Here is a 26115-nt window from a genome sequence, read left to right as displayed (position 1 = left end):
GCGGTGTCGGAGGCCCGCCGTAGCCTGTGGGCATGATCGACCTCCTCACCGGCCCCGACGGCGTCACGCGATGCGGCTGGGTCGGCGACGACCCCGAGTACCGCCGGTATCACGACGAAGAGTGGGGCACCGAGCTGCGCGGCGACCGTCCGCTGTTCGAGAAGATGAGCCTCGAAGGCTTCCAGGCGGGTCTGTCCTGGATCACGATCCTGCGCAAGCGCCCGCGTTTCCGCGAGGTGTTCCACGGCTTCGAGCCGGCGGTCGTCGCCGCGTTCGGCCCCGACGACGTCGAACGGCTGCTTCAGGATGCCGGCATCATCCGCCACCGCGGAAAGATCGAGGCCGTGATCGGCAACGCGACGATCGTGGCCGGGATGGCGGAGGGGGAGCTCGACGCCCTGCTGTGGTCGTTCGCCCCCGCGGAGCACGCCCCACCGGCGACGTTCGTCGAGGTGCCGCCGGTGACGCCCGAGTCGACGGCGATGAGCAAAGAGCTGCGTCGGCGCGGCTTCCGCTTCGTCGGTCCGACCACGATGTACGCCCTCATGCAGTCCTCCGGCATGGTCGACGACCACGTCGCGGGGTGCTGGCGCGCGGCAGCCTGACGCCGCGGTCGCTCAGGCGGACCCGTCTTCCCGCTCCGCGTCGAGCTCTTTGAGGCGGCGCAGCTTCGACCAGGGCACGAAGGCGATCCAGGCGACGGAGGCGATCGACGCGCCCATGATCATCGATGAGATGTCCATGCCTCGACGCTAGGGAAGGGGCCGGTCCCGCGGATCCGTCGGGCGACGGAGATGTGCGCTCACCCGCTAGACTGGTTGACGGAGCTTTCGCTCCCAGCGTCGTCGAACGCACCGGCCCCTTTCTCTCGGGCCTTTGACCTTCACGGCGAACGGATGCGCCACCCGGCGCCTTCGCCCCTTGCAGCCGCAGCATCGCGGCATCCCGAATCGCCGTGTGCGCGTGCGCCGCGGCAGGAGTATTCATGACGTCCCAGACTTTCGCCGACCTCGGCGTGCCCGCCCCCCTCATCGACGTTCTCGCCGCCCAGGGTAAGAACGAGCCCTTCCCGATCCAGGCCGACACCCTGCCCGACACCCTCGCCGGGCGCGACGTGCTCGGCCGTGGCAAGACCGGCTCGGGCAAGACCCTCGCCTTCTCGCTGCCGCTCGTCGCGCGCCTCGCCACGAACACCGACCGCCGCCGTGGCCGCAAGCCCCGCGCGCTCGTGCTCGCCCCGACGCGTGAGCTCGCCAACCAGATCGACGAGGTCATCAAGCCCCTCGCCGCGGCGTACCAACTCGTGACGACCACCGTCTACGGCGGCGTCAACCAGAAGCGCCAGGTCGACGCGCTCAACGCGGGCGTCGACATCCTGGTTGCGTGCCCCGGCCGCCTCGAGGACCTCATCGGCCAGGGCTTCGCGAACCTCGGCGACATCGAGATCACGGTGCTCGACGAGGCCGACCACATGGCCGACCTCGGCTTCCTCCCCGGCGTCACGCGCCTGCTGGCTCGCACGCCCGCCGATGGCCAGCGTCTGCTCTTCTCGGCGACGCTCGACAACGGCGTGGACAAGCTGGTCAAGCGGTTCCTCCGCAACGAGGTGCTGCACTCGGTCGACGAGGCCCACTCGCACGTCGCCGCGATGACCCACCACGTCTTCGCCCCGGTCGACGCGGATGCCAAGAAGGATCTCGTGCAGACCCTCGCCTCGGGCACGGCACGCCGCATCCTCTTCATGCGCACGAAGCACCAGGCGAAGAAGCTCGCGAAGCAGCTCACCGCCTCGGGCATCCCCGCCGTCGACCTGCACGGCAACCTCTCGCAGCCCGCTCGCGACCGCAACCTCGCCGCCTTCGGCGACGGCCGCGCGAAGGTCCTTGTCGCCACCGACGTCGCCGCCCGCGGCGTGCACGTCGACGGCGTCGAGCTGGTCGTGCACGTCGACCCGCCCGTCGAGCACAAGGCGTACCTGCACCGCTCGGGTCGCACCGCCCGCGCGGGTTCGGCCGGCGACGTCGTCACGATCATGCTGCCCGAGCAGCGTCGCGACACCCTCGACATCCTCCGCAAGGCCAAGATCTCGGCCACCCCGCAGCAGGTCACCTCGACCTCGCCCGAGGTCGTCGCCCTCGTCGGCGAGGTCGCCCCGTACGTCAAGCCCGAGCCGGTCGTCGCGCAGCCCCAGGGCGGCGGACGTTCGCAGGGCGCCAACGCGCAGCGCAAGCGCGCGGCGCGCGGCGAGGGCCAGCAGCCCGCCGGTCGCTCCGGTGGTCAGGGCGGCGGCGGTCGTCGTCGTGGCGCGGGTGCCGCGGCATCCGACGCTCCGGCCGCGGGTCGCGCTCCCCAGGGCGGTCGTGGCGGCCAGCGGTCCGGCGCGGGTCGCGGTCAGGGCGGCGCTGGTGCGCAGCGCACCGGTGCCTCCGCCGGTCGTCCGCAGGGCGCCGGTCGTTCGGCATCCGGCACTCCCACGACCGGCATGGTCGTCGGCGCCCGCAACCCGCGCACGAACCGTCGCGCCCAGGGCTGAGTCTGTTTTCCGGTGCCCCCGCGGATCCGTCCGCGGGGGCACCGTCGTCTCCGCCGCGAGTCGCGGCACCCGCGCGGCGTCGATCGGCCCGGCCGCGCCGACCCGGCGTGCGTGTGCCGTGCCGTCCTGCGGAGTTGAGCCGCGACACGCCGGTTCCGGATGCCGCGGTCTCGGCGTTTCGCCCGGGACTCCGCGTGACGGTACGCGTCGCGCGCCGCGACTCCGCGCGACGGTACGCGTCGCGGCGCCGTGATTCCGTGTGCCGGTACGGCCGGGTCGCCGTGGGTGCCGGCGTGCGTGTGGTGTGCCGTCCTGCGGACTTGAGCCGCGACACGCCGGTTCCGGATGCCGCGGTCTCGGCGTTTCGCCCGGGACTCCGCGTGACGGTACGCGTCGCGAGCCCCGGACTCCGCGCGACGGTACGCCCCGCGGCCCCGGGGCTCCGCGCGACGCCACGCCGAGCCGCCCGCGCGAGCGGCGCCGTCGCGAATGTCGGAGGTCTCCGCCACACTGGGACGACCCCGAGGAGGCGCCCATGACCGAGCCCGACGCCCACGACGTCATCCGCGTGCGCGGTGCCCGCGAGAACAACCTGCAGAACGTCGACCTCGACGTTCCCAAGCGCCGGCTCACGGTCTTCACCGGCGTCAGCGGCTCGGGCAAGTCGTCGCTCGTCTTCGGCACGATCGCCGCCGAGTCGCAGCGGCTCATCAACGAGACGTACCCCACCTTCGTCCAGCAGTTCATGGGGCAGCTCTCCCGCCCCGACGTCGACGCGCTCGAGAACCTCAGCGCGACGATCCGCGTCGACCAGGAGCGCATGGCCGCGAACGCCCGGTCGACGGTCGGCACGGCCACCGACGTGCACGCCATGCTGCGCGTGCTGTTCAGCCGGCTCGGTCAGCCTCACGTCGGTTCCTCTCAGGCCTTCTCCTTCAACGTCCCCTCGATCTCGGGCGCCGGTGCCGTCACGATCGCCACCGGGGCGCGAAAGGGGCAGAAGGAGCGGCGCTCGTTCGAGATCACGGGCGGGATGTGCCCCGACTGCGAGGGTCTCGGTCAGGTGAGCGATATCGACCTCTCGCAGCTCCTCGACGAGACGAAATCATTGAACGAGGGAGCGATCACCGTCCCCGGATACACGGCCGACGGGTGGATGGTCCGGGTCTTCAGCGAGTCGGGGTTCTTCGACGGCGACAAACCCGTCTCCGAGTTCACCGCCGAAGAACGCCACGACCTGCTCTACAAAGAGCAGACGAAGGTGCGCATCGCGAACACCAACATGACCTACGAGGGGCTCGTTCCCAAGGTCACGAAGAGCATGCTGCAGAAAGACCGCGACGCCCTGCAGCCGCACATCCGCGCGTTCGTCGATCGCGCCGTCACCTTCATCGCCTGCCCGGCGTGCGGGGGAACCCGACTCAACGAGGGCGCTCGGTCCTCGCGCATCGGCGGGGTGAACATCGCGGATGCCGCCGCGATGCAGATCACCGACCTCGCCGCCTGGGTACGTACGATCGACGACCCCTCGGTGGCTCCGCTCGTGCAGGGGCTCCGCGACACCCTCGACGCGTTCGTCCATATCGGGCTCGGATACCTCTCGCTCGACCGCGCGAGTGGCACGCTGTCGGGCGGTGAGGCGCAGCGCACCAAGATGATCCGCCATCTCGGCTCGAGCCTCACCGACATCACCTACGTCTTCGACGAGCCCACGGCGGGTCTTCACCCGCACGACATCCAACGCATGAACGAGACCCTCCTGCAGCTGCGTGACAAGGGCAACACGGTGCTCGTCGTGGAGCACAAACCCGAGGTGATCGACATCGCCGATCACGTCGTCGACCTCGGGCCCCGCGCCGGACGAGAGGGCGGGTCCGTGCAGTACGAGGGCGATGTCGACGGTCTCCGCGCATCCGGCACCCTCACGGGCCGGTTCCTCGATCATCGGGCCGAGCTCAAGAGCGCGGTGCGCCCCGCCACCAGCGCGCTCCCCATCCGCGGGGCGACCCGGCACAACCTCCGCGATGTCGACGTCGACGTCCCCCTCGGGGTGCTCACCGTCGTCACGGGCGTCGCCGGATCCGGCAAGTCGTCGCTCATCCACGGCGCTCTCCCCGCTTTCGACGACGTGGTGGTCGTCGACCAGACACCCATCAAGGGCTCGCGTCGCAGCAGCCCGGCCACCTACACGGGCATCCTCGACGCGGTCCGCGCCGCCTTCGCGAAGGCGAACGGTGTGAAGCCCGCCCTGTTCAGCGCGAACTCTGAGGGGGCCTGCGCCGCCTGCAAGGGTCTCGGCGTGATCGTCACCCAGCTCGGCTTTCAATCGACCGTCGAGACCGACTGCGAGCTGTGCGGCGGGAGCGGCTTCTCCGACGAGGTGCTCGAGTACACGCTCCACGGCAAGAACATCGCCGAGGTACTGGCGATGTCGGTGTCCGAGGCATCCGAGTTCCTCACCACCGGGCCCGCGGTCGCGGTCCTCGGTCGACTCGTCGACGTGGGGCTCGGTTACCTCACGCTCGGCCAGGCGCTGAACACGCTCTCCGGAGGCGAGCGGCAGCGACTCAAGCTCGCCATCTCGATGGCGAAGTCCGGGGCGGTCTACGTCCTCGATGAGCCGACGACGGGCCTGCACCTCGCCGACGTCGACAACCTGCTGGGTCTGCTCGATCGACTCGTGGATGCCGGCAACACCGTCGTCGTGATCGAGCACCACCAAGCGGTCATGGCGCACGCCGACTGGATCATCGATCTCGGACCCGGGGCCGGCCACGACGGCGGACGGGTGGTCTTCGAAGGCACCCCCGCCGATCTCGTCGCCGCACGCTCCACCCTCACGGGCGAACACCTCGCCCGCTACGTGGGAAGGTGATCACGAGATCCGACCACCGTCACCCACGGGCGTCGACGAAGGAGACACCGGCATGACACAGCCCCTGACACCGTCGACGCTCGTCGAGCGATACCTCGCTGCTCTCGAGCGATCCGACCTCGACGCGGTGTTGGCGCTTTTCACTCCGTCTGGGCGGGTGCACTCACCGCTCTACGGCGAGCGTCCCGCCGCTGAGTTCTACCCGGACCTGTTCACCGACACGGCGTCCTCGCGGCTGACGCTCCGTCGCGTCATGAGCGCCGTCGACGGTGCGCCCGTCATCAGCTTCTGGTTCCGTTTCGACTGGGTTCTCGCCGACGGGTCGCCAGCGCCGTTCACCGTCGTCGACATCGCCGAGCTCGCGCCCGACGGACGCATCGAGACCCTCCACATCGTGTACGACACCGCCTCCGTGCGTGAGGCGTTCGATGCGAGAAGGCCTCCCCTCACGCCGGCGTAGACGCTGACGGCGTACACCGACGGCGTAGACACGCCGACGACGTCAGGCGTGCGTGCTCAGCGTCGCATCGTGCAGGTGACGCTCCCCGTGCGAGAGGACCTTCACCATCACGCCCCGTTGACGGAGTTCGGCGACCGCGCGCGTCTCGTCGTCGCGCGTCACCCCGAGAGAGCGAGCGCTCGTCACGACGAGCACGTCACCGCGCGTCAGCGTGCTGAAGAACCGGTCCAGGCGCGCCGCCCATCCCTCGAGGGTCTCGGGAGCCGGGTGGCGGAAGCCCTCGATGGGAACGCCGAAGCGTGTGAGGTCGTCGCGCTGCTGGACGACGCTCGGCATCCCCGGTCGCGACACCACCAAGCCCACGAGGCGCGATCCAGCCGGACGGGCACGCCACCAATCGCGGTCGCTCTGCAGCTCCGTGAAGCACTTCGGGCACTCGGCCGCCGCGTGTGCGAGGGGGACGGGGCTGGTCCCGGCGGCATCCGCGGGTGACGTCGTCGTCGTGCTCGGATCGCTCATGGAAACCTCCGCTCCCATTGTGCCGCACCGCGGCCTCGATCCGTTCGCCGACGCGGCGCACCGGATGTCGCCGTTGCGCTTCCCGGCGGACGGATCGAGGCTGCCGCGGTCAGTGCGCGGAGTACCCGCCGTCCACCAGGTGGTAGCTGCCCGAGATGAACGACGCGGCATCGCTCAGGAGGAACAGGGTCAGCGCCGCGACCTCGGCGTCCGTTCCGAGGCGCCCCGCCGCGTGTTCCTGCTCGAGGTGGCTGAGGGCTTCGGCGCTCAGGCTCGAACGCACCAGGGGGGTGTCGATGAAGCCGGGCCCGACCGCGTTGGTGCGCACGCCCTGCGCGGTGTACTCCAGAGCGGCGACTTTCGTCAGCCCGACCAACGCGTGCTTGCTCGCGACGTAGGCCGCGTTCTGTGCGATGCCGACCGATCCGAGAACGGAGGACATGTTGACCACGGCTCCGCCACCGGACGCGACGATCGCCGGGAGCTGGAATCGCAGACCGTAGAAGACGCCGTCCAGGTCGACGGACCGCACGCGGTCCCAGGCTTCGATGTCGTACTCTCCGATGTTCTGCGCAGCGGCACCGATACCGGCATTGTTCACGGCCAGGTGCAGCGCGCCGTAGGTCGTCTTGGCGAACTCCACGGCGGCTTCGGAGTCCTGCCACTTGGCGGTGTTCTGTGCGAATGCTTCGGCGGTGCCTCCTGCGTCGCGGATCTGTGAGACGACAGCGTCCGCGGCATCCTTGTTGATATCGGTGACGACCACCGACGCGCCCTCCGCTGCCAGCTCGCGCGCGATCTCGGCGCCGATACCGCTCCCCGCGCCCGTGATGAGTGCGACCTTGTGGGTGAACCTGCTCATGATCGGATTTCCTTTCCGCATTCTGTCCGCGCGGATCTCACCCGGATTTCATGCGCATGAATACAAGCCCCCGCGCCCTGGCGAATATTCCGTCACTCCTCCTCGCCGTCGTCCAATCGCAACTCGAGGCTGAGCTGGTCGGCGTCGAGCTCGGCCAGAGCGTGCCGCAGGGCCGCGGTGCTGTATCGGCCGTCGCGCCCGACGCGAGCGAGCCGCCGTCGCATGGCTTCGATCGAAGCGAGGCGCAGCTCGAGCAGATCGCGCATACGGCCCGAGACATCCTCGTCGGGCGGCTCCGTGATGCGTGCCCCGACGCGTTCGATGATCTCGTCGGGGAAGGCTTCGCCGTCGCGTCGTCGGAGCTTGCCCGCCTGCAGGGCTGCGGCCGACGCCTCGCGCAGTTCGGCGTCGAGCGCGCGCTGTTCTTCCCGTGTCGGCCCCTCGCCGCCGTCGCCGGAGAGGCCTACGGCGCGGACGACGGCCGGCAGGGTCAGGCCCTGCACGACGAGACTGAAGAGCGCGACGAGGAACGCCACGAAGATCAGGAGGGGGCGGTCTTCGACCCCCTCGCGCGGCAGTGTCTGGGCGGCGGCGAGGGTGACGACACCGCGCATGCCCGCCCACACGATGATGGAGCCGTGTCGCCACCCGAGGGGGCTGTCGCGGTAATAGTCGAGGTCGGCCATCGTGCGTGAGATGCGAAGCCGCATCCACCCGATGCGACGGTCTGTCCGGGCGGGATCGTCGACGCGCCGGCTCAGACTGCCGGAGTCGTTGCGGACCGACTCCTCGAACCGATCGAGGCGGTCCCGCGCCTCGTCGATGCGCCCCTGGTGGCGCGCGAGGTTCCGGCCGCGCCGACCCTGGATCCAGATGAGCCCCGACACGTACAGGGCGCGCACGACCAGGGCGATCCCCAGTGCCGACAGGGCGAGCCAGGTTCCGTGCCAGAGGCCCTCGTGCTCGCTCAGGTTGCTCTGCACGATGTCTTTCAGCTCGAGGCCGAAGACGAGGAAGACGCCACCCTCGAGGATCAGCTCGATGGTGCGCCAGTTGAGCCGATCGCTCATTCGCTGCTCCGGCGTGAAACGGCGGGTCGCGCCCTGGCCGGTCACGATCCCCGCCACGACCGCCGCCACCAGGCCCGAGCCGCCGAGGTGCTCGGTGGGCAGGTAGGCGATGAAGGGAATCGTGAAGCTCAGGGCGGTGTTCGCCGCCGAATTGGTGACGCGCTCCCGCACCCGCAGGTTGACCCAGCCGATCGCCGCGCCGATGACGAGGGCCAGCACCACCCCCCACGCGAAGTTGGCGATCGCGTCACCGAACGCGAAACCGGATGCCACGGCCGCCACCGCGGTTCGCAGCAGCACCAGCGCGGTGGCGTCGTTGAGCAGGCTCTCGCCCTCGAGCATCGTCACGACGCGTGGCGCGATGCCCAGCCGTTTCGCGATCGAGGTCGCCACGGCATCCGTGGGGCTCAGGATCGCCCCGAGCGCGATGCCGAGAGCGAGCCCCAGGCCGGGGATCACGGCCCAGAAGAACAGACCGAGCACGACGGAACTGAGCACGACCAGCAGCACGGACAGTCCCGCGATGGGGACGAAGTCGCGGCGGAACTCGATGGCGGGAAGCTGCACGGCCGCGGAGTACAGCAGCGGTGGGAGGACCCCGACGAGGATGACCTCGGGATCGAGCGAGAACGGCGGGAAGAACGGAAGCAGGCTCACGCCGAGGCCTAGGGCCATGAGGACGAGCGGCCCCGCCACGTTGAACTTGGGGGCGATCACCGTCACGAGGGCCACGACCACGACCCCGGCCACGACGAGGATGAGGGGATCGATCACCTGTCGAGGCTAGCCCCGGGTGTCGAGACCCTCCGACGAGAGGCGTCGGGATCGGCCGTGAGCGTCACGCCGATCCGGCGTGCGCAGAGAGTTTCGCGAAGAAGTCCTCGAGCAGGTATCGCGTGTCGACCTGTTCGCAGACCCGGACGTCGGGGCCCGTGCCCGGCCCGTCGGTCATGAGCGCATCGGCCGTGAATCGCGGGCGCGGGCGCCGACGCCAGACCGCTCCGAACGGGTTGAGGGCCACGGCGATCGCGGGGGAGTCGCCGAGCGAGCGGAAGTCGGCCGCGTACCCCGGCTTGCTCTCGTTGTAGTCCTGCACCGTCTGTGCGAGGTAGGCACCGATCTCGCCGCACGGCCGCACCCGACGGTCGAGCTCGGCCTGGCCGACGCCGACGTGCGTGTACACCGGCATCGGGATCTGCCAGAGGTCGATCTCGGAGTCGAAGACGACATTGGCCGACGCGATGTCGTTGTTGAGGTTGTATTCCGGTCCGTACACCGCCTCGATGCCGTCGTACGGGGGTCCGCCGATCCAGATGACCGTGACGTCGCGTCGTGCGAACTCGGGATCGATCAGCAGGGCTGAGGCGACGTCGGTGAGCGGCCCGAGGACGCAGACGGTCAGCGGACCCTCGAGGCTCGCGCTGAGCAGGAGATCGGATGCCGCCGACGGTCGGGCCGTGGTCTCGTCGTCGAGCGCGCGGTCGGCACCGTCGCGGACGACCACATCCGGGTCGTTCAGCAGGGCCAACAGGCGGTCGACCTCGGCTCGGCTCTTCTGCATCGAGCCCGGGGCGCCGAAATGGGCGGGGGCGATCCCGACGATGTCGAGAACAGGGGAGAGGAGGGCGTGGACGATCGCGAACTGATCGTCGGCCTCGTTCGCCGCGTCGGTGCTGATCACCACGCGTCGTCGCGTCGTCGTCATGGCAGTCCTTTTTTCATGTCCTTTATTAACGGCTTGTAATTAGTGTCGCACAGTTGCTAACGTCGGTCCGGCCCAGCAAGGGAGCTCGAGGAGGACGCAATGACGGGACGATCCCGATGACCGTGACGACGGCACCGCCTGCCACGCGGCAGACCGCCTCGACGCCCTCCGCGCCGAGAACTCGAGGACGTGGCATCGGGGTCCGCGCACCCTGGTGGTTCCTGCTCCCGGCGCTCGCCGTCTACGCGCTGATCGTGGTCTGGCCGAGTCTCACCGGTGCGTTCTTCTCGGTCACCGACTGGAACGGCGTCTCGCCGGACTGGTCGTTCGTCGGTCTCGAGAACTTCGTCGCCGTCCTCGAAGGTCGGCGCGGTCTCACCGCCCTGACCAACACCCTCATCCTGGCGTTCGTCGTCACCGTGGTGCAGAACCTCGTCGGTCTCGCGCTCGCCCTCGGACTGAACTCGCTCGTCAAGACCCGCGGCATCCTGAAAGTCGTCTTCTTCGCGCCGGTCGTGTTGACCCCGCTCGTGGCCGGCTACATCTGGAGCTACCTCCTCGCGCCGTCGGGCGCGCTGAACGAGTTCCTCGGAGCGGTCGGTCTCTCGGCGCTGCAGCGCGACTGGCTCGGTGACCCGCAGACCGCTCTGCTGGCCGTCAGCGCCGAGATCGTCTGGCAGTTCTCGGGATACTCGATGGTCATCTTCCTCGCCGGGTTGCAGGCGATTCCGGAGGAGGTCCTCGAGGCGGCGACGATCGACGGCGCGGGGCCGTGGCGCCGGTTCGTCAGCGTCATCCTTCCCCTGCTCAACGGTGCGGTCGTCATCAACGTGATGCTGTCGCTCATCGGCGGCCTCAAACAGTTCGACCAGGTCGTCGCCATGACCGGCGGGGGACCGGGCATCGCGACCGAGACCCTCTCCACGACCATCTACAAGAGCGCCTTCACCACCGGCGACTACCCGGGATCGATCGCGCTCGCCGTTCTCATGACACTGCTCATCGCGGTGCTCGCGGGCGTGCAGTACCGCCTCACCCTTCGGAAGGCGGACGCGTGAATCGTTACACCTGGCGCACGGGAGTGCGCGAGACCGTCCTGATCGCGGTGGCGCTGGTCTACCTCATCCCCATCGCCGCCCTGCTGAACGTCGCGTTCCGCCCCGCGGAGTCGCGCGCCGGCGCCCTCGCGCCGTCGTGGCCGCCGACGTTCGACAACTTCGCCCAGGCCTGGACGCAGGGCGCCCTGGGGCCGGCGCTCGTCAACAGCGTGATCGTGTCGGTGGCGAGCGTGCTCGGCGTCACCGTGATCTCGGCGTTCGCCGCCTACCCGCTCGCGCGGGTGGGGCGACGGTGGTCGCGGTTCGCGTTCTACGGCTTCCTCGGGGGCCTGCTCCTGCCCGGTCAGCTCGCGCTGCTGCCCCTGTACACCACGATGCGCGACCTCGGTCTGCTGGGCGGTCTGCCCGCGCTCATCCTCATCAACATCGGCGGCCAGCTGCCGTTCTCGATCTTCCTGTACACGACGTTCCTGCGGGAGATGCCGCGCGACTACGAAGAGGCCGCGCTGCTGGACGGCTGCGGACCCGTGCGTGCCTTCGTAAGTGTGGTCTTCCCGATGCTGCGAGCGGTCACCGGCACGGTCGTGATCCTGAACTCGGTGTCGGTCTGGAACGAGTTCTTCAACCCGCTGCTATACCTCTCCGGCAGCGGCAACACCACCGCTCCCGTGGCGATCTACAACTTCGTCGGGCAGTACGTCGCGCAGTGGCCCCTGGTGTTCGCGGGGCTGGTCATCACCACGATCCCCGTGCTGGTGCTCTACTTCGCGCTCCAGAAATACATCATCAAAGGCTTCGCGGGCGGGCTCAAAGGCTGAGCCGACGCGCAGATCCGGGGCTTCCAGCCCCGGCGCATCAAGGAGATGACATGAAAACACACCGCAGTGCTCTCGCCGTCGCCGCCCTCGCGGGCGCCACCGCTCTCGTGTTGAGCGGATGCTCGACCGCCGTGGGTGGAGGCGCCGAGGACGCGAACGTCCTCACCTTCGCATCCGGCAGCGAGGAGACGACGCAGAAACTCATCGACGGGTTCGAAGCCGCCAACCCCGGCGTCTCGGTCAAGGCGGAGTTCATCGAGTCGGACGCCTCCTACATCCAGCAGCTGCGCACGCGCCTGTCCGGAGGAACGGCACCCGACGTGTTCAAGGTCTGGGCCGGAGGTGGGGGCACCATGGCGACCTGGAAGGTCGCCACCGACGGCCTCGTCGCAGAACTGGATGACCAGCCCTGGGCCGCCGATGTCCCCGACAACGTCCGGTACGTCAGCAGCCTGGACGACAAGCTCTACGCGCTCCCGTCGAACCTGGGTGCGATCGGTGCGCTCTACAACGATCAGGCGCTCGCGGCCGTCGGCGCCTCGATTCCGCAGACGTGGACGCAGGTGCTCGACCTGTGCAAGACAGCCGCGGCCAACGGCAAGGTCGCCTACGCCCTCGGCAACAAGGACGCATGGACGACGCAGCTCATCCCCTACGCGCTGACGGCGACACTGGTCTACGGCCCCAACCCTGGCTTCTCCGAGGAGCAGGCCGACGGCTCGGCCACCTTCTCCGATTCCAAGTGGAGCGACGCGCTCGACAAGACGAAGCAGATGATGGATGCCGGGTGCTTCAACCCCGGTCCCAACGGCACCAGCTACGACGCGCAGATGACCCTGCTCGGCCAGGGCGACGCCCTGGGCGCTGTCCAGGTCAGCCAAGCGATCTCGGCCGCCGAGCAGTACGCGGCAGACGGTGCGACCTTCTCGATGGCCCCGCTGCCGGCCACCGACGAGGTCGGCGCCCAGTACTACCCGACGGGCGTGGGCGTCTCCTTCGCGATCAACGCGAAGGCGAAGAACCCCGAGCTCGCTCAGAAGTTCCTCGCCTACGTGGCGTCGCCGGCCGGTCAGAAGCTCTGGGCCGAGGTGTCCGGGAGCATGCCCGCCCTCCCGTCCGACGAGCGCGAGCTCAGCCCGGTCCTCGAGGCCGTCGAGACCGCTCGTTCTGCGGGCCTGACCACGCAGTACTACCCCGACCAGGTGTGGCCCTCCACGGCCGTCCAGGACGGCCTGCTCGTCGACATGCAGCGGTTCTACAACGGCGAGATCACCGGTGCGACGGTGCTGGAGAACATGGACGAGGCCTACAAGGCGTCCTGACCGGACGACGATAAAGACGTCGACGACGGACGGGCGGTGCGGCAGTGGATGCCGTGCCGCCCGTCCGTCGTTCCGGCTTCAGCGCGCGGGAGCCGTCGAAGCCCGCACGATCAGCTCGGGCGAAGGGGCGGTCATCACCGGGTGGGCGTCGTGGCCGAGTGCCTGCAGAATCGCCGTTCCCGCCCGCTCGCCGAGAGCGGCGACGTCGCGGGCCATCGCGCTGAGCGGCGGCACGGTCGATCGGCACAGCACCGAGTCGTCCCAGGCCAGGAGTGACAGGTCGCCGGGCACGTCCACTCCGCGTGCGGCGAGCTCGGACGCCGCAGCCGCGGCCATCACGTCGTTGTCGAAGACGATGGCGGTCGGTGCGGCGGGCGCCGCGAGCAAGCGGTCCACCGCCGCGACGCCCCCGGCGCCGCTGAAGTCGGCCACCTCGATACGCGCGTCGAGCCCCAGTCGAGCCGCGGCGGACTCGAACGCGTCCGTGCGCCGCCGCGTGTGCGCGAGCGAGTCGGGGCCCGAGACGCGCCCGATTCGCGTGTGCCCGAGCTCTCGCAGATAGTCGACCGCGGTCTGCATCGGCGCCTCCTCGTCGACCCACACGACCGCGTGGTCGGGAGCGTCGTTGGGGTGAGCGAGGGCGACGCTCGCGAACCCGAGACGGTCGGCGAGCTCGAGCCGGGGGTCGTGCTGCTCGAGGATGTCGACCAGCACGACCCCCGCGACCCGACCCGACTGCGCCCAGCGCTGATACGCGTCGAGCTCCTCGTCGAGGTCGGGCACCACCTGCAGGACGAAGGGGCGACGGTGCTCGGTGAGCACCTCCTCGAGCCCGCTCATGAAGTCGCTGTAGAAGGCCTCGACGCCGAGCTGACGCACGGGGCGCCGGAGCACCAGGCCGACGGAGCGCCGCAGAGCGGAGGGGGGTGCGGGCTCGACCATCATCGTCGCCAGTATCGCCTATCTCACGAGCGCGCGGGCGACCAGGTCGTTCGCGCTGCGCAGGACGCCGGCGCGCGCGAAGGCCGCGGGGTCGATCCCCGCGGGACCGCTCACCCGGAAGACATGTCGTTCCCCGGCGGTCAGGGTCACCATGCCCGAATCCACGCGCGCGGCGGGATCCACGAGGTCCACGAGGAGCGTTGCATCCTTCACCAGCGTCTGCGCGGTCAGCGTGACCTCGTAGCCGTCCGCCACGGCGCGCGCGTCCACCGCCGTCGCGTCGACGAGGGCGAGGGCGGTGTCCTCCGCGAAGTAGTGCAGACCGCGCTCTCCCGAGGACGACTCGGCGACGAGGACTTCGCGCGACGGGTCGCCGGCCACGGCCAGCGACGCGTCGATCGGAGCCGTCCAGGCCGAGCGCGCCGCCACCTCGAGGTCGAGAGCGAGGGATGCCAGGACGGTGCCATCGAGGCCCTCGCGGCGCAGCTCGACACGGCCGGTGATCGCCTCGTCGCTGTCGTTGTGGAGGGTCACGCGCAGGCCGTCGCCGTCGAGCACGGGCTGGATCGTCAGGAGTCGCGGGGCAGAGACGCGTCGCAGCTCGTACCAGAGGGGCTTGCGGTGACGGTGGCTGTCGACCGCGGCCCACGACACGACCGGCCAGCAGTCGTTGAGCTGCCACACGATCCACCCGCGGTTCAGGGGGAACAGCGAGCGGAACCACTCGATGCCGAAGGAGACCGCCCGGGCCTGGTTCAGCTGCATCGTCCAGTGCCAGTCGGCGTAGTCGCCGGGCGCCGGCAGGTGCGTGCCCAGGCCCCGCTCGAGCTTGTCATTGCCCTCGTTCGCCTTCTGGTGCGCGAGCATCTCACGGCCGAAGGGACTGCGGGGCTCGTCGCGAACGACGCTCTCGAGCGTCGAGAACGCGGGTGGGCCCTGGAAGCCGAACTCCGAGACGAACCGGGGGTGGTAGGCGCGGTAGCCGTCGTAGTCGCGCGTGTTCCAGACGTCCCAGATGTGCATCGTTCCGTGGGAGTCGTCGTTGGGGTGGACGTACGAGCTGAACGAGAAGGGGCTCCCGTCCGAGTAGAAGGTCGTCGGTGCGAGCTCGGAGACGATGCGGGGGAAGAGGTCGCGGTAGTAGCCCTCACCCCACGTGCGCCCGTTCAAGCGAGAGCGCCATTTCCAATCGACGTAGCCCCAGATGTTCTCGTTGCCGCCGTTCCAGATGACGAGGCTCGGGTGGCTCGTCAGACGCGTGACGGCCTCGCGCGCCTCCGCCTCGAACTCGTCCCACAGCTCGGCATCCTCGGAGTAGGCGGCGCACGCCAGCAGGAAGTCCTGCCAGACGAGGACGCCCTCGCGGTCGCAGATGTCGTAGAAGTCGTCGCTCTCGTAGAGGCCGCCGCCCCACACGCGCAGCAGGTTGAGGCCCGCGTCCGTGGCATCCGTGATCGAGGCCGCGAGGCTCTCGGGCGTGATGCGGGTGACGAAGACGTCGTCGGGAATCCAGTTGGCCCCGTGCACATAGACGTCCCGGCCGTTGATGCGCACCGAGAAGGGGCTGCCCTGCTCGTCGGGCGCGATGTCGACTTCGACACGGCGGAATCCGATCGCCCGCGACCAGCGGGTCGCCTCGTCGACACCGTCGCCCACCCGCACGGCGAGGTCGTAGAGCCTCGCCTCGCCGTAGCCGCGCGGCCACCAGGGCTCGGCATCCGGGACATCGAGGTCGATCACGACGGGCTGACCCGGCCGTGCCTCGACTCGCGCGGAGGCTCCCGCGACCTCGATCTCGACCGTGACCGGCTCCTCGTCGTCGCCCTGCCACTCGAGGTCGACATGCGCGGTGAGGTGCGGGATGCCGTTGACGATGTCGACCACCGGGCGCACCGCCGCGATGCGCACGTGCGCCCACTCCTGCAGGCCGAGGGGTCGCCAGATGCCGGCGGTGGCGAAGTCGGGACCCCAGTCCCAGCCGAAGTTGCAGGCGCTCTTGCGGATGGTGTTGAACGGGTGCGCGTACGAGTGGGGGCGTTCCCCGAGCACCTCCTCGCGCTCACGGGCGTACCGGACGGGGGAGCGGAAGTCGATCTCGACGCTGTTCTCCCCCTCGCGCAGCACCGCGGCGAGGTCGGTGCGGTAGCTGCGGTGCTGATTCACCGTCTCGAGCACGACCACGTCGTTGATGCGGACGGTCGCGACGGTGTCGAGTCCCTCGGCGACGAGGTCGACGTGCGCGTCATCGAGGGTGGGGTGCCACGAGAACGTCGATCGGTAACGCCAGTCCGATTCTCCGATCCACGCGAGCTCGGCCTCCTGCGCACCCGGGAAGGGATCGGCCATCAGGCCGGCGGCGAGGAGGTCGGTGTGCACGACCCCGGGAACGGTCGCCGGGATGCCGTCGTCGAGGGCCGCGTAGGCATCCGGGCGGTCTCCGCGCAGGAGGGTCAGGGTCCAGCCTTCGTCGAGGGGGTGGTACATCAGCGTCGGTGTTCCTTCCGGGAGAGGCCCGCCGTCCGCCCACTCGGATCCGGGTGGGCGGTAGTATCAGAACGGTCACGGGTGTTATTCAACCTACTAAATTAAGCGGGTGAGAGAAAGTATGCCGGGAGAGACGACCGGCGTCTCCACGCCATCGCTGGTGCTCGACGTCATCCGCACGCGCGGGCCGATCAGCCGCATCGAGCTCGCCGCCGCGACGGGCCTCACCCCCGCGACGATGACGAACGCCGTGCGCCACCTGATCGACCAGAGGCTCGTCATGTCGGTGGGTCACAGCGAGTCCACCGGGGGGAAGCGACGCGAGCTGCTCGACGTCAACCCGACGACGCGCTACGGCCTCGGGGTGCAGCTCGGCCCTGAATCGGTGCAGGTCGTCGTGGCCAACCTCTGGGGTGCCGTCGTCGGCCGCATCGGCGTGGCCGGCGCGGCGGACGCCGACCCGAACGACATCGTCACCTCCGTGACGTCGGCCGTCACCGAGCTGCTCACGGCGACATCGCTGGGCGACGGACTCGTCGAGGGTCTGTGCGTCGCCGTGCCCGGGCCACACGACGACGCGGGAGCGATCGTCGATACGCCCGGCCTCGCTACGTTGGAGGGGTTCCCCCTCCGCTCCGCGCTGGAGGCGGCGACGGGCCTGGACGTCCGGCTCGAGAGCGCCGCACTCCTGTCCGCCGCCGGTGAAGTGTGGACGGGTGCGGCGGCCGAATCTCGCGCCCTGGCGGTGATCCACCTCGACGGGGAGCTGGGTGCGGGGATCGTCGTCGACGGGCGTCTCGTCCGCGGATCGCGCGGTCGAGCGGGTGACATCCGGCATCTTCCCATCGATCCGGCCGGCCCCCTGTGCCGCTGTGGGCAACGGGGCTGCCTCGCCGTCGTGGGCGCGACCGACGCGATCGTGAAGAGGTACCACGACGAAGCCGGCACCAGACTGACTGCCGATCGCATCGCCGCGCGGGCGGGCACCGACCCCCGCGCCGCTCGGGCGATCGACGATGCGGTGGCCGCTTTCAGTCGGGGAGTGGTCGCGTTCGCCGACGTGCTCGACCTCGACCGGCTCGTGCTCTCGGGGCGCGGCTACGGCCGGCTTCTCGACCGCTACCTCGACGGCGTGCGTGACCACGCGCGCGCCCTCGGCCGCACGAACCTGGTCGTCGCGGTCTCGGCGAACCAGCGCGATGCGGGCGCGGTCGCGGCCGCCGGTTCCGTTCTGCGCGACCACGTCGACGCGCGCTGACCGAGCGCCCGTCCCTGCGGCCCCGTCCCCGCGCGCCCGTTTCCGCGGCCTCGTTCCCTGCGCGCCCGTCCCTGCGGCCCCGCACCCCGTTGAGTGTCCAAAACACCCGGACGGCTCCGAAAATCGTCCGGGTGTTTTGGACACTCAACGCCGAGCGAGGGCGGGAGCGCGAGGGCGCGGGAGCGCGCAGCGCGGCGGGGCTCAGGCCTTGGCGCGTAACGCCTCGGCGACCGCCTCGAGGCCCGTGAGCACCTCGGCGAAGCTCGTCGACAGCGGCGACAGGCCGATGCGAAGTCCCCCCGGGTCGCGGTAGTCGGGCAGGACGTCCTGCGTCCACAGACGGGCGGTCACCGCGCGCATCGCCGGGTGGGAGAGCGTCACGTGCCCCCCGCGCTCCGCCGCGTCCCGAGGTGAGGCGACACGCACGTCGAGGGGAGACAGGATGCCGTCGCTCACGCGCAGGGCGAACTCGGTGAGCGCGACGGACTTCTCACGCACGGCGGCGATCCCGGCCGTTTCGAGGAGGTCGAGCGTGTCCTGCATCGCGATCATGCCGAGGATCGGCGGCGTCCCCGAGAGGAAGCGGCGCATCCCCGTCGCGGGCCGGTAGTCGGGGCCCATCGAGAAGACGTCGGCCGCGCCCATCCACCCCTGCACGGGCTGGGTGAGGGTGTCGTGGTGGCGCGCGGCGACGTAGGCGAAGGCGGGGGACCCGGGTCCGCCGTTGAGGTACTTGTAGGTGCACCCGACCGCGAGATCGGCGCCCCACGTGTCGAGTTCGACCGGCACCGAACCCGCGGAGTGGCACAGGTCCCAGAGCACGAGGGCTCCGGCGTCCTGGGCGATGCGCGTCAACTCGGCCCCGTCGGCGAGGAACCCGGAGCGGTACGAGACGTGGCTGAGGAGCACCACCGCCGTGTGAGGACCCACGACCGCGCGGAGGAGTGCCGGCTCGACGCCGCGCGACGTGTCGACCTCGACCCACACGACGCGCGCCCCGCGTTCGGCGGCGATGCCCTCGACCAGGTACCGATCGGTCGGGAAGTCGTCGCGCCCGACGACGATCTCGACGCGATCCGGATCCGCAGCCATGCGCTCGTCGAGGGCGGCGCGCAGGAGCTTGTAGAGGAGCACCGTCGTCGAGTCGCCGATGACGGTCTGCCCCGCCGCGGCGCCCAGCGCGACGGCGCCGATGCGGTCGCCGATCTCGAACGGCAGCTGCATCCAGGACTCGTCCCAGCCGCGGATGAGGCGGCCGCCCCACTCGTCTTCGACGAATCGCGCGAGGCGCTCCCCGGTCGCCCGCGGAGGGCGCCCGAGGGAGTTGCCGTCGAAGTAGATCAGCGACGTCTCGGCGCCGACGAACGCGTCGCGATGATGCGCGAGCGGATCACCGGCGTCGAGAGCCGTCGCCTCCGCCGCGAAGGCGGCCGTCAGGTCGGTCGACAAGGGGTCGGACGACAAGGGGTCAGATCAGCGACAGTTCGCGCAGCTTCGCCTCGACGTCGGCGTTGCTGGGCTCGACGTGGTGGCTCGAGTCGGGGTACACCACGACGGGGATGCTGGTGCGGCCCGAGATCTCCTTCGCCACGTCGGCGGCGGCGGGGTCGGCGACCAGGTCGACGTACTCGTACGCGATGCCGAGGTCGTCGAGCTGCTTCTTCGTGCGGATGCAATCGCGGCACCAGTCGGCACCGAACATGCGGATGGGAGCGTCAGAGGACATGTCTCCAGGGTACGCCGGAGAGCAGGTCCGCAGGCGGCCGGCGGGTCAGGCCGCGAGTTCGTCCTCGAGGGGTTCGCGCACCGCGGCCACGGCGGGCGCCGCCTGAGCCTTCTTCGGTGCGTACACGACGAGGGCGTGGAACACGAAGCGGATGATGAACGCCGCGATGAGCGTGAGTGCCGCCGCGAGCACGCTCTGGATGTGCGCCTCGTTGACGAGCAGCCAGATGACCGGGATGCGCACGATCGCCTCGATGCCGTTGAACGTGAACGACTTGATGAAGCGGTGCCGCATGAGCCCCGACTCCTCGCGCATGTCGGCGAAGACGAGGTACTCGAGCGCGATGAAGTTGGCGATGATGGTCAGCACGCTCGCGATGACCGCGGCGACGAGGTACTGCACGCCGAAGGTCTGCAGTCCCCACATGATCGCCAGGTTCGCCACGGCGCCCAGGCCGCCGACGACGGCGAAGGCCGACATGCGACCGAAGCGGAGCATGGTGAGCTGCGTCAGGAAGCGCATGCCCTGGCTGAACGAGGCCTTGCTCTCGCCGGCGAACCGGGGAGCGAAATCGAACGGCACCTCGGCGACGCGCATCTGCTTGCGCGCGAGGATCTCGAGCAGGATCTTGAAGCCGCGCGGACGCAGCTCGTCGATGTCGAGCGAGCGACGGTCGATGAGGAAGAAGCCCGTCATCGGGTCGGAGCAGTTGTGCAGCTTCTTCGGGAACATCGCCTTGGTGAGCATCGTCGACGCACGCGAGACCATCGTGCGCACGGCGTTCGCGAGGCCGTCGGAGGTACCCCCGTCGACGTAGCGCGAGGCGACGACCACCTCGGCGTCGCCCATCTCGGCGCGCGCGAGCAGATCGGCGATGACCTCCGGCGGGTGCTGCAGGTCGCCGTCCATGACGACACAGAAATCGGATGCCGCAGCCTTGATGCCTTCGACGACCGCCCCGCCGAGCCCGCCCTGCGGTGCGTCGCGATGGATCAGGCGGACCGGGACCGGAGCGTTCTGCGCGACACCGCGGATGATCTCGGGGGTGTCGTCGGTGGAGTCGTCGACGAAGATGATCTCGATGTCGCGACCCGGGAGCGCTGCCGCCGTACGTCGAACGAGTTCGGCGACGTTCGGACCTTCGTTGAAGGTCGGAACGATGACGGAAAGGATCATGGGCTCTCGCGTTTCGGAAGGGAAGCCAGAAGTACACAGCGTAGACCGGCCGACGCGTGCTCAACTTGGTATTGTGGATCAGTTACCTGGGAGGTAGCAGGTGTTCACCCCTGTTCGTCCCCGATAGGGTGCGCCCCTCGCCCGATCAGCCGATGGCATCCTTCAAGTCGTCGACGGTCATCCCGTAGTTCATCCGGATGACCGGAAGAGCGAGCTTGTCGGTGCCGATGCGCACGTAGCCGTGCTCGATGGTGCGCCCCAGCTCGAAGCCGGCTTTGCGCACTCCCTCTTTGGTCGTGTCGTTGTAGTGCCCGAACGGGTAGGCGACGACCTCTTTCGCGCCGAGGATCGTCGCGGACTGCTCGAGGTCGGCGGCGATCGTGTCGGCGTCGTCGTTCACCATCCGCCCCTTGCCGTTCTCGCCCGCGCGGTGCATGTCGTGCGTGTGCGAACGCTGGAGCACGAAGCGGTTCGGTGTGGGTTCGGTGCGGGCCGAGGTGATGACGAACGAGGTCGTGAGCAGGTTGCGCTTGTCGACGACGGGGGCGGCGAGTTCGAGCCATGTGCTGTCGGCGTCGTCGTCGGTGATGATCACGGAGTGCTTCGGCAGGAACACCTTGCCGTCGATGAAGGCGCTGAGTTCGTCCCAGGTGGGCAGGTAGAAGCCGCCCTCCTGGATGTAGGCCATCTGGGCATCGAAGTCACCGATGTAGGCGTAGTTGAGGCGCAGCCAGTTGTCTTCGCCCTCGGGCTTCGTCGTGAACTGGTGGTACATCAGGATCGGGATGCTGGCATCCTCCGCCGCGTTCGCGTCGGGCGTCGTCCAGCCGGCGTGCAGCGTCTTCTCCTGCGCCGTGCACGTGACGAGATCGGAACCGTTGACCCGGGCGGAAAGCGTCATGGCGGCCGCATCCGCGGCGGACTCGTACCAGCCGGCGAACACGCGACCATCGGCCTGGGGGAGGGGCAGGCCCGTGTACAGCGCGTCCTGCGTCTGGAGCTGCGGGGCGAGCGCGATCCCGTCGCCCGCGAACGACACCGCGCACGCTTTCGGGTCGGCGGTCGTCGCGAGGAGCTGCTCCGAGGCCGTCTTCGGCGTGGGGGTCGGCGTCGGGGTGTCTTCGACCGCGGGTGCGGTCGTGCCGTCCGCGGTGGGGGTCGATGCTCCGCGGGTCAGGGCGAAGGCGGTCACTCCGCCCGCGATCAGCACGATCGCCGTCGTGGCGACGAGGGTTCGGCGAAGGCGCGTGCGACGCGTGGTGCGGCGACGATGCTGGGCGCGTGTCGTGGTCATGATCCCTCGGGTCGGGTGCGATCGGCGGCGATCAACGCGATCCTAGCGGGACGTTTTGCGCACACCCCGGACGGTCCTGCCGAATCGGTCGGGGGTGAACGGCGATGATGGAGGAATGATCCGCATCGGCATCGTCGGTACCAGCAGCATCTCCGAACGCTTCGCCGAGGCCGTCGGCGTCGTCGACGGGGTCGAGGTATGTCGCGTCGCCTCGCGCGACGAGGAGCGCGCACGCGCCTTCGCCGAGAAGATCGGTGCCCCCGGGATCGCGCTCGGGCTCGAGGGTCTCCTCGACGCCGGCGACGTCGACGCGGTGTACCTCGCGAGCCCGAACTCCGCGCACGTCGCTCAAGCGCAGACGGTTCTGGATGCCGGCATCCCGGTGCTCGTCGAGAAGCCGGCGACGCTCACCGCGCCGCAGTGGGAGGAACTGGTCGGGCGTGCCGCCGCTCGCGGTGTGGTGCTGTTGGAGGCGATGCGGAGCGCCTACGACCCGGGTCTTGCCGCGGTCGCGGATCTGCTGCCGCGGCTCGGGACGGTGCGCCGGGTCTCGCTGCGTTACGAGAAGCGCTCCGCGCGCTACGACCATGTGCTCGCGGGCGAGCAGACGAACATCTTCGACCCGGCCCTCGGTGGCAGCGCACTGCGCGACCTCGGTGTGTACCCCCTGCACGCGCTCGTCCAGCTCTTCGGCGTTCCGCGGGCGGTGCAGGGCGTCCGGATCGGCATCGCCTCGGGGACCGACGGGCTCGGGAGCGCCCTGGCCGCCTACGACGGATTCGTCGCCGACATCGCGTGGTCGAAGATCACCGACACCGCCCTGTCGAGCGAGATCCAGGGCGAGGGCGCCTCGCTGCGGATCGACGCGATCGACGCCCCGCGGGTCCTCGAGGTGACGCCGCGCGGGGGAGACGTCGAGGTCGTCCGCGTCGAGGCTCACGAGAACGTCATGGTCGGCGAGGTCGAACGCTTCCGCGACGCGATCGGCGGCGCCGACATCCGCGCGGACCAGGAGCGGACGACCGCCACGCTGCGGCTCGTCGACGCGCTGCTCGCCGAGCCGCTCCGCTGATATTCACCTGCTGACGGTTCACCTGCTGTTCTCCCGGGGTCGATAGGACGGACCGATGAACAGAACCGGGAGCCCGTGGGAGGTTTTCCGGGCGTTCCTCCGCCTGGGCCTGACCTCGTTCGGCGGCCCCGTCGCGCATCTCGGGTACTTCCGTGACGATCTCGTCGTCCGCCGCAGATGGATGGACGATCGCGCCTACGCCGATCTCGTCGCGCTGTGCCAGTTCCTCCCGGGGCCGGCGTCGAGTCAGGTCGGCTTCGCGATGGGGCTGCAGCGCGCGGGGTTCCTCGGCGCGTTCGCTGCCTTCGTCGCGTTCACCCTCCCCTCAGCGGTGCTCCTCGTCGCGTTCGCCGGCGGGGCCGCGCTCTTCGGCGGCACCGTCGGCGCCGGAGTGCTCGAGGGGCTCACGATCATCGCCGTCGCGATCGTCGCGCAGGCCGTGTGGGGGATGGCGCGAACCCTCACCCCCGATGCGACCCGCGCGGGTATCGCCGTCGCGGCGGCGGCGCTCGCCCTGCTCGCCCCGGGAGCGGTCGGTCAGTTGGGGGCACTCGCCGTCGGCGTGGCCGCCGGTCTGGTGCTGCTGCGGGGTGTGGCCGAGGCCGCATCCGCACCGCTGCCCCCGTTCGGGGTGCCCCGGGGGATCGCGATCGGATGCCTCGTGCTCGCGGGCGTGGGACTGATCGGCCTCCCCGCGCTCGCCGCCGTCAGCGGCTCGGGCGCTCTCGCTCTCGCCGACGCCTTCTTCCGCTCCGGTGCCCTCGTCTTCGGCGGCGGTCACGTCGTGCTCCCGCTGCTGCAGGCGGAGGTCGTGCAGACGGGGTGGGTCTCGCCCGAGACGTTCCTCGCCGGTTACGGGGCTGCGCAGGCCGTGCCCGGCCCCCTCTTCACCTTCGCCGCGTTCCTCGGTGCGGTGAGCACCGTCGGCCCCGGCGGGATCGCGGGTGCCGCGATCGCGCTGGCGGCCATCTTCCTTCCCGGCTTCCTCGTGCTGGTGGGAGTGCTGCCGTTCTGGGACGCCGTGCGTGAGAGGCCGCTCGTCCGCTCGGCGATGCGCGGGGCGAACGCCGCGGTCGTCGGCATCCTGGGCGCGGCTCTCTACACGCCGGTTTTCACGACCGCGGTGACCGGGCCCGCGTCGTTCCTGCTGGCACTGCTCGGATTCGTGCTGCTCACGCGATTCCGCGTGCCCGCGTGGGCGGTGGTGATCATCGGCGCCGCGGGCGGGGTGGCCATCCGCCTGCTCACGTCCTAGGGCGATTCTCGGTATCGGCATCCGTGACACCGCGTCTCGTCGGTGCCAGGATGGGCGCACGCCGCCCGGTTTCGAAGGAGAAGCCCGTGTTCCAGAGCCCGTACCCGCCCGTCGACATCCCCGACGAGAGCATCTACGACGACCTGTTCGGTTCGCTCGTCGAGGCCGATCTCGATCGGGTCGCCCTGATCGACCCGGCGACGGGAGCCGAGACCACGTACCGCTCGCTCCGCGCCCAGGTCGACGCCTTCGCGGGAGCGCTGGCCGCCCGCGGTGTCGACACCGAGACCGTGGTGGCCCTGCTCTGCCCGAACGTCCCGGCGTTCGCGACGGTGTTCCACGGCATCCTGCGGCTGGGCGCGATCGTCACGACGATCAACTCCCTCTACACGGCGCACGAGATCGAGAACCAGATCCAGGATGCCGCGGCCACCTGGCTCGTGACGGTGTCGCCGCTGCTCGGGCCGGCGGCCGAGGCCGCGCGGGCGGCAGGTATCCCCGACGACCGGGTGATCGTGCTCGACGGAGCCGAGGGACACCCCGACCTGCGAAGCATGCTCGCGGAGGGGCGCACCCCGCCCGACGTCGCCTTCGACCCCTCGACGCACGTGGCGGTGCTGCCGTACTCGTCGGGCACGACGGGGAACCCGAAGGGCGTCATGCTGACGCACCGCAACCTCGTCGCGAACGTCCACCAGTGTCGGGTCGTCATCGAGCTGCAGCGAGACGACCGCGTGCTCGCGGTCCTGCCGTTCTTCCACATCTACGGCATGACGGTGCTGCTCAATCTGGCGCTGCGTCAGCGGGCGAGCCTCGTGACGATGCCGCGGTTCGATCTAGTCGAGTTCCTCCGGAACATCCAGGAGTATCGCTGCACGTTCCTCTTCATCGCCCCGCCGATCGCGGTCGCCCTCGCCAAGCACCCGGTGGTCGACGACTTCGACACCTCGTCCGTCCGCACCGTCTTCTCGGGGGCTGCCCCTCTCGACGGCGAGACCGCCGAGGCCGCCGCCCGCCGCATGAGCGCCCGCATCCTGCAGGGATACGGCATGAGCGAGCTCAGCCCCGTGTCGCACGCCGTCCCCGAGGACCGCGTCGACATGCCCGCGAGCTCGGTGGGGGTGCTCATCCCGAACACCGATGCGAAACTGATCGACCCCGAGACGGGTGCCGAGATCGAGGCGCACGGCGACGACGGTCTCACCGCGCCGGGTGAGATCTGGGTCCGCGGCCCGAACGTCATGCTCGGTTACCTGAACCGCCCCGACGCGACGGCGGAGACCCTGGATGCCGACGGCTTCCTCCACACCGGCGACATCGGCGTGCACCACGTCAGCGGGTACTTCTCGATCGTCGATCGGCTGAAGGAGCTGATCAAGTACAAGGGCTATCAGATCGCCCCGGCCGAGCTCGAGGCTCTGCTGCTGTCGCATCCGAGGATCATGGATGCCGCCGTCATCGGCGTGGACGACGACGACAAGCAGGAGATCCCCAAGGCCTTCGTCGTCGCCGCGCCCGACTCGGGGCTGACGGCCGACGAGGTGATGGCGTTCGTGGCCGCCGAGGTCGCCCCGCACAAGAAGGTGCGCCGCGTGGAGTTCATCGAGGCGATCCCGAAGTCGGCGTCAGGCAAGATCCTGCGGAAGGACCTCCGGGCGCGCGAGCGCGCGTAATGGCGCAAGAACA

The 26115-nt window shown here is 69.9% G+C and carries 22 protein-coding genes; 11 read left to right on the top strand and 11 right to left on the bottom strand.

Translation table 11 applies throughout. From position 1 onward, the window contains the following. Positions 1 to 32 precede the first annotated feature (32 nt). Positions 33 to 605 (top strand): DNA-3-methyladenine glycosylase I, encoded by a 573-nt coding sequence (locus NS283_RS05025; RefSeq protein WP_058595785.1) that lies wholly within the window; start codon positions 33 to 35, stop codon positions 603 to 605. Positions 606 to 617: 12 nt separating this feature from the next. On the opposite strand, the gene NS283_RS19325 is transcribed toward NS283_RS05025, so the two are convergent. Next, entirely contained in the window at positions 618 to 743 is a 126-nt protein-coding gene (locus tag NS283_RS19325) for a hypothetical protein (protein WP_275044487.1), read from the bottom strand. 242 nt (positions 744 to 985) lie between these two features. On the opposite strand from NS283_RS19325, the gene NS283_RS05020 reads away from it, so the two are divergent. The 3 genes from NS283_RS05020 to NS283_RS05010 all read left to right on the top strand — a co-directional run bounded on the left by NS283_RS05020 (position 986) and on the right by NS283_RS05010 (position 5868). Then, entirely contained in the window at positions 986 to 2533 is a 1548-nt protein-coding gene (locus NS283_RS05020; protein WP_058595784.1) for a DEAD/DEAH box helicase, read from the top strand. Positions 2534 to 3068: 535 nt separating this feature from the next. Further along, the gene (locus NS283_RS05015; protein ID WP_058595783.1) at positions 3069 to 5408 is read left to right on the top strand and encodes an ATP-binding cassette domain-containing protein; all 2340 of its coding nucleotides are present in this window, start codon (positions 3069 to 3071) and stop codon (positions 5406 to 5408) included. Positions 5409 to 5460: 52 nt separating this feature from the next. After that, positions 5461 to 5868 carry a nuclear transport factor 2 family protein gene (locus tag NS283_RS05010; protein WP_058595782.1) on the top strand — a complete coding sequence of 136 codons (408 nt, stop codon included), beginning with the start codon at positions 5461 to 5463 and terminating at the stop codon, positions 5866 to 5868. 42 nt (positions 5869 to 5910) lie between these two features. Here the strand turns inward: NS283_RS05010 and NS283_RS05005 are convergent, their stop codons facing one another. The 4 genes from NS283_RS05005 to NS283_RS04990 all read right to left on the bottom strand — a co-directional run bounded on the left by NS283_RS05005 (position 5911) and on the right by NS283_RS04990 (position 10024). Next, positions 5911 to 6387, bottom strand: a complete 477-nt coding sequence (locus NS283_RS05005) for a hypothetical protein (protein WP_058595781.1) — start codon at positions 6385 to 6387, stop codon at positions 5911 to 5913. Positions 6388 to 6496: 109 nt separating this feature from the next. Next, positions 6497 to 7249 carry an SDR family NAD(P)-dependent oxidoreductase gene (locus tag NS283_RS05000; RefSeq protein WP_058595780.1) on the bottom strand — a complete coding sequence of 251 codons (753 nt, stop codon included), beginning with the start codon at positions 7247 to 7249 and terminating at the stop codon, positions 6497 to 6499. A 92-nt stretch (positions 7250 to 7341) separates the two neighbouring features. Continuing rightward, a complete protein-coding gene (locus NS283_RS04995; protein WP_081317263.1) occupies positions 7342 to 9093 on the bottom strand; it encodes a cation:proton antiporter in 1752 nt (583 codons plus the stop codon). Positions 9094 to 9157: 64 nt separating this feature from the next. Beyond that, positions 9158 to 10024, bottom strand: a complete 867-nt coding sequence (locus NS283_RS04990) for a nucleoside hydrolase (RefSeq protein WP_058595779.1) — start codon at positions 10022 to 10024, stop codon at positions 9158 to 9160. A gap of 116 nt (positions 10025 to 10140) precedes the next feature. Here NS283_RS04990 and NS283_RS04985 point away from each other — a divergent pair, with 116 nt between their 5' ends. From NS283_RS04985 to NS283_RS04975, 3 genes are read left to right on the top strand one after another with little or no spacing between them, the layout of a single operon-like run. Continuing rightward, positions 10141 to 11082, top strand: a complete 942-nt coding sequence (locus NS283_RS04985; RefSeq protein WP_058595778.1) for a carbohydrate ABC transporter permease — start codon at positions 10141 to 10143, stop codon at positions 11080 to 11082. Continuing rightward, positions 11079 to 11900 carry a carbohydrate ABC transporter permease gene (locus NS283_RS04980; protein ID WP_058595777.1) on the top strand — a complete coding sequence of 274 codons (822 nt, stop codon included), beginning with the start codon at positions 11079 to 11081 and terminating at the stop codon, positions 11898 to 11900. Before NS283_RS04985 ends, NS283_RS04980 begins: the two co-directional genes overlap by 4 nt. Before the next feature lie 50 nt (positions 11901 to 11950). Next, on the top strand, positions 11951 to 13222 hold the full coding sequence (locus tag NS283_RS04975; RefSeq protein ID WP_058595776.1) for an ABC transporter substrate-binding protein: 1272 nt from the start codon (positions 11951 to 11953) through the stop codon (positions 13220 to 13222). 78 nt (positions 13223 to 13300) lie between these two features. On the opposite strand, the gene NS283_RS04970 is transcribed toward NS283_RS04975, so the two are convergent. Beyond that, complete coding sequence (locus tag NS283_RS04970; protein WP_058595775.1) at positions 13301 to 14167, bottom strand: LacI family DNA-binding transcriptional regulator; 867 nt, start codon at positions 14165 to 14167, stop codon at positions 13301 to 13303. Between the two features lie 15 nt (positions 14168 to 14182). After that, positions 14183 to 16648 (bottom strand): glycoside hydrolase family 2 protein, encoded by a 2466-nt coding sequence (locus tag NS283_RS04965; protein WP_081317262.1) that lies wholly within the window; start codon positions 16646 to 16648, stop codon positions 14183 to 14185. Positions 16649 to 16757: 109 nt separating this feature from the next. On the opposite strand from NS283_RS04965, the gene NS283_RS04960 reads away from it, so the two are divergent. Next, complete coding sequence (locus NS283_RS04960) at positions 16758 to 17906, top strand: ROK family transcriptional regulator (RefSeq protein WP_153003280.1); 1149 nt, start codon at positions 16758 to 16760, stop codon at positions 17904 to 17906. Between the two features lie 201 nt (positions 17907 to 18107). Here the strand turns inward: NS283_RS04960 and NS283_RS04955 are convergent, their stop codons facing one another. From NS283_RS04955 to NS283_RS04940, 4 genes are all read right to left on the bottom strand, one after another. Further along, on the bottom strand, positions 18108 to 19370 hold the full coding sequence (locus NS283_RS04955; RefSeq protein WP_058595772.1) for a kynureninase: 1263 nt from the start codon (positions 19368 to 19370) through the stop codon (positions 18108 to 18110). A 4-nt stretch (positions 19371 to 19374) separates the two neighbouring features. Next, a complete protein-coding gene (locus tag NS283_RS04950) occupies positions 19375 to 19632 on the bottom strand; it encodes a glutaredoxin family protein (protein ID WP_058595771.1) in 258 nt (85 codons plus the stop codon). A 45-nt stretch (positions 19633 to 19677) separates the two neighbouring features. Continuing rightward, a complete protein-coding gene (locus NS283_RS04945; RefSeq protein ID WP_058595770.1) occupies positions 19678 to 20808 on the bottom strand; it encodes a glycosyltransferase in 1131 nt (376 codons plus the stop codon). Positions 20809 to 20953: 145 nt separating this feature from the next. Beyond that, positions 20954 to 22102 carry a polysaccharide deacetylase family protein gene (locus tag NS283_RS04940; protein WP_058595769.1) on the bottom strand — a complete coding sequence of 383 codons (1149 nt, stop codon included), beginning with the start codon at positions 22100 to 22102 and terminating at the stop codon, positions 20954 to 20956. 115 nt (positions 22103 to 22217) lie between these two features. Between NS283_RS04940 and NS283_RS04935 the strand changes: the two genes are divergently transcribed. From NS283_RS04935 to NS283_RS04925, 3 genes are all read left to right on the top strand, one after another. Continuing rightward, positions 22218 to 23174, top strand: coding sequence for a Gfo/Idh/MocA family protein (locus tag NS283_RS04935; protein WP_058595768.1), 957 nt, complete (start codon positions 22218 to 22220; stop codon positions 23172 to 23174). Positions 23175 to 23229: 55 nt separating this feature from the next. After that, positions 23230 to 24429 carry a chromate efflux transporter gene (gene chrA, locus NS283_RS04930; RefSeq protein WP_058595767.1) on the top strand — a complete coding sequence of 400 codons (1200 nt, stop codon included), beginning with the start codon at positions 23230 to 23232 and terminating at the stop codon, positions 24427 to 24429. Positions 24430 to 24515: 86 nt separating this feature from the next. Beyond that, a complete protein-coding gene (locus tag NS283_RS04925; RefSeq protein WP_058595766.1) occupies positions 24516 to 26102 on the top strand; it encodes an AMP-binding protein in 1587 nt (528 codons plus the stop codon). Positions 26103 to 26115 lie beyond the last annotated feature (13 nt).

Origin of the sequence: Microbacterium testaceum (genome assembly GCF_001476285.1) — a bacterium.
GTDB lineage: Bacteria > Actinomycetota > Actinomycetes > Actinomycetales > Microbacteriaceae > Microbacterium > Microbacterium testaceum_B.
Note: the sequence above shows the minus strand (reverse complement) of the source record. Positions and strands in the feature narration are given on the sequence as shown.

Excerpts from the sequence above, each read along its gene's own strand:
- NS283_RS05025 (WP_058595785.1), top strand. The coding sequence starts at position 33 with ATGATCGACCTCCTCACCGGCCCCGACGGCGTCACGCGATGCGGCTGG.
- NS283_RS19325 (WP_275044487.1), bottom strand. The coding sequence starts at position 743 with ATGGACATCTCATCGATGATCATGGGCGCGTCGATCGCCTCCGTCGCC.
- NS283_RS05020 (WP_058595784.1), top strand. The coding sequence starts at position 986 with ATGACGTCCCAGACTTTCGCCGACCTCGGCGTGCCCGCCCCCCTCATC.
- NS283_RS05015 (WP_058595783.1), top strand. The coding sequence starts at position 3,069 with ATGACCGAGCCCGACGCCCACGACGTCATCCGCGTGCGCGGTGCCCGC.
- NS283_RS05010 (WP_058595782.1), top strand. The coding sequence starts at position 5,461 with ATGACACAGCCCCTGACACCGTCGACGCTCGTCGAGCGATACCTCGCT.
- NS283_RS05005 (WP_058595781.1), bottom strand. The coding sequence starts at position 6,387 with ATGAGCGATCCGAGCACGACGACGACGTCACCCGCGGATGCCGCCGGG.
- NS283_RS05000 (WP_058595780.1), bottom strand. The coding sequence starts at position 7,249 with ATGAGCAGGTTCACCCACAAGGTCGCACTCATCACGGGCGCGGGGAGC.
- NS283_RS04990 (WP_058595779.1), bottom strand. The coding sequence starts at position 10,024 with ATGACGACGACGCGACGACGCGTGGTGATCAGCACCGACGCGGCGAAC.
- NS283_RS04985 (WP_058595778.1), top strand. The coding sequence starts at position 10,141 with ATGACCGTGACGACGGCACCGCCTGCCACGCGGCAGACCGCCTCGACG.
- NS283_RS04975 (WP_058595776.1), top strand. The coding sequence starts at position 11,951 with ATGAAAACACACCGCAGTGCTCTCGCCGTCGCCGCCCTCGCGGGCGCC.
- NS283_RS04970 (WP_058595775.1), bottom strand. The coding sequence starts at position 14,167 with ATGATGGTCGAGCCCGCACCCCCCTCCGCTCTGCGGCGCTCCGTCGGC.
- NS283_RS04965 (WP_081317262.1), bottom strand. The coding sequence starts at position 16,648 with ATGTACCACCCCCTCGACGAAGGCTGGACCCTGACCCTCCTGCGCGGA.
- NS283_RS04950 (WP_058595771.1), bottom strand. The coding sequence starts at position 19,632 with ATGTCCTCTGACGCTCCCATCCGCATGTTCGGTGCCGACTGGTGCCGC.
- NS283_RS04945 (WP_058595770.1), bottom strand. The coding sequence starts at position 20,808 with ATGATCCTTTCCGTCATCGTTCCGACCTTCAACGAAGGTCCGAACGTC.
- NS283_RS04940 (WP_058595769.1), bottom strand. The coding sequence starts at position 22,102 with ATGACCACGACACGCGCCCAGCATCGTCGCCGCACCACGCGTCGCACG.
- NS283_RS04935 (WP_058595768.1), top strand. The coding sequence starts at position 22,218 with ATGATCCGCATCGGCATCGTCGGTACCAGCAGCATCTCCGAACGCTTC.
- chrA (WP_058595767.1), top strand. The coding sequence starts at position 23,230 with ATGAACAGAACCGGGAGCCCGTGGGAGGTTTTCCGGGCGTTCCTCCGC.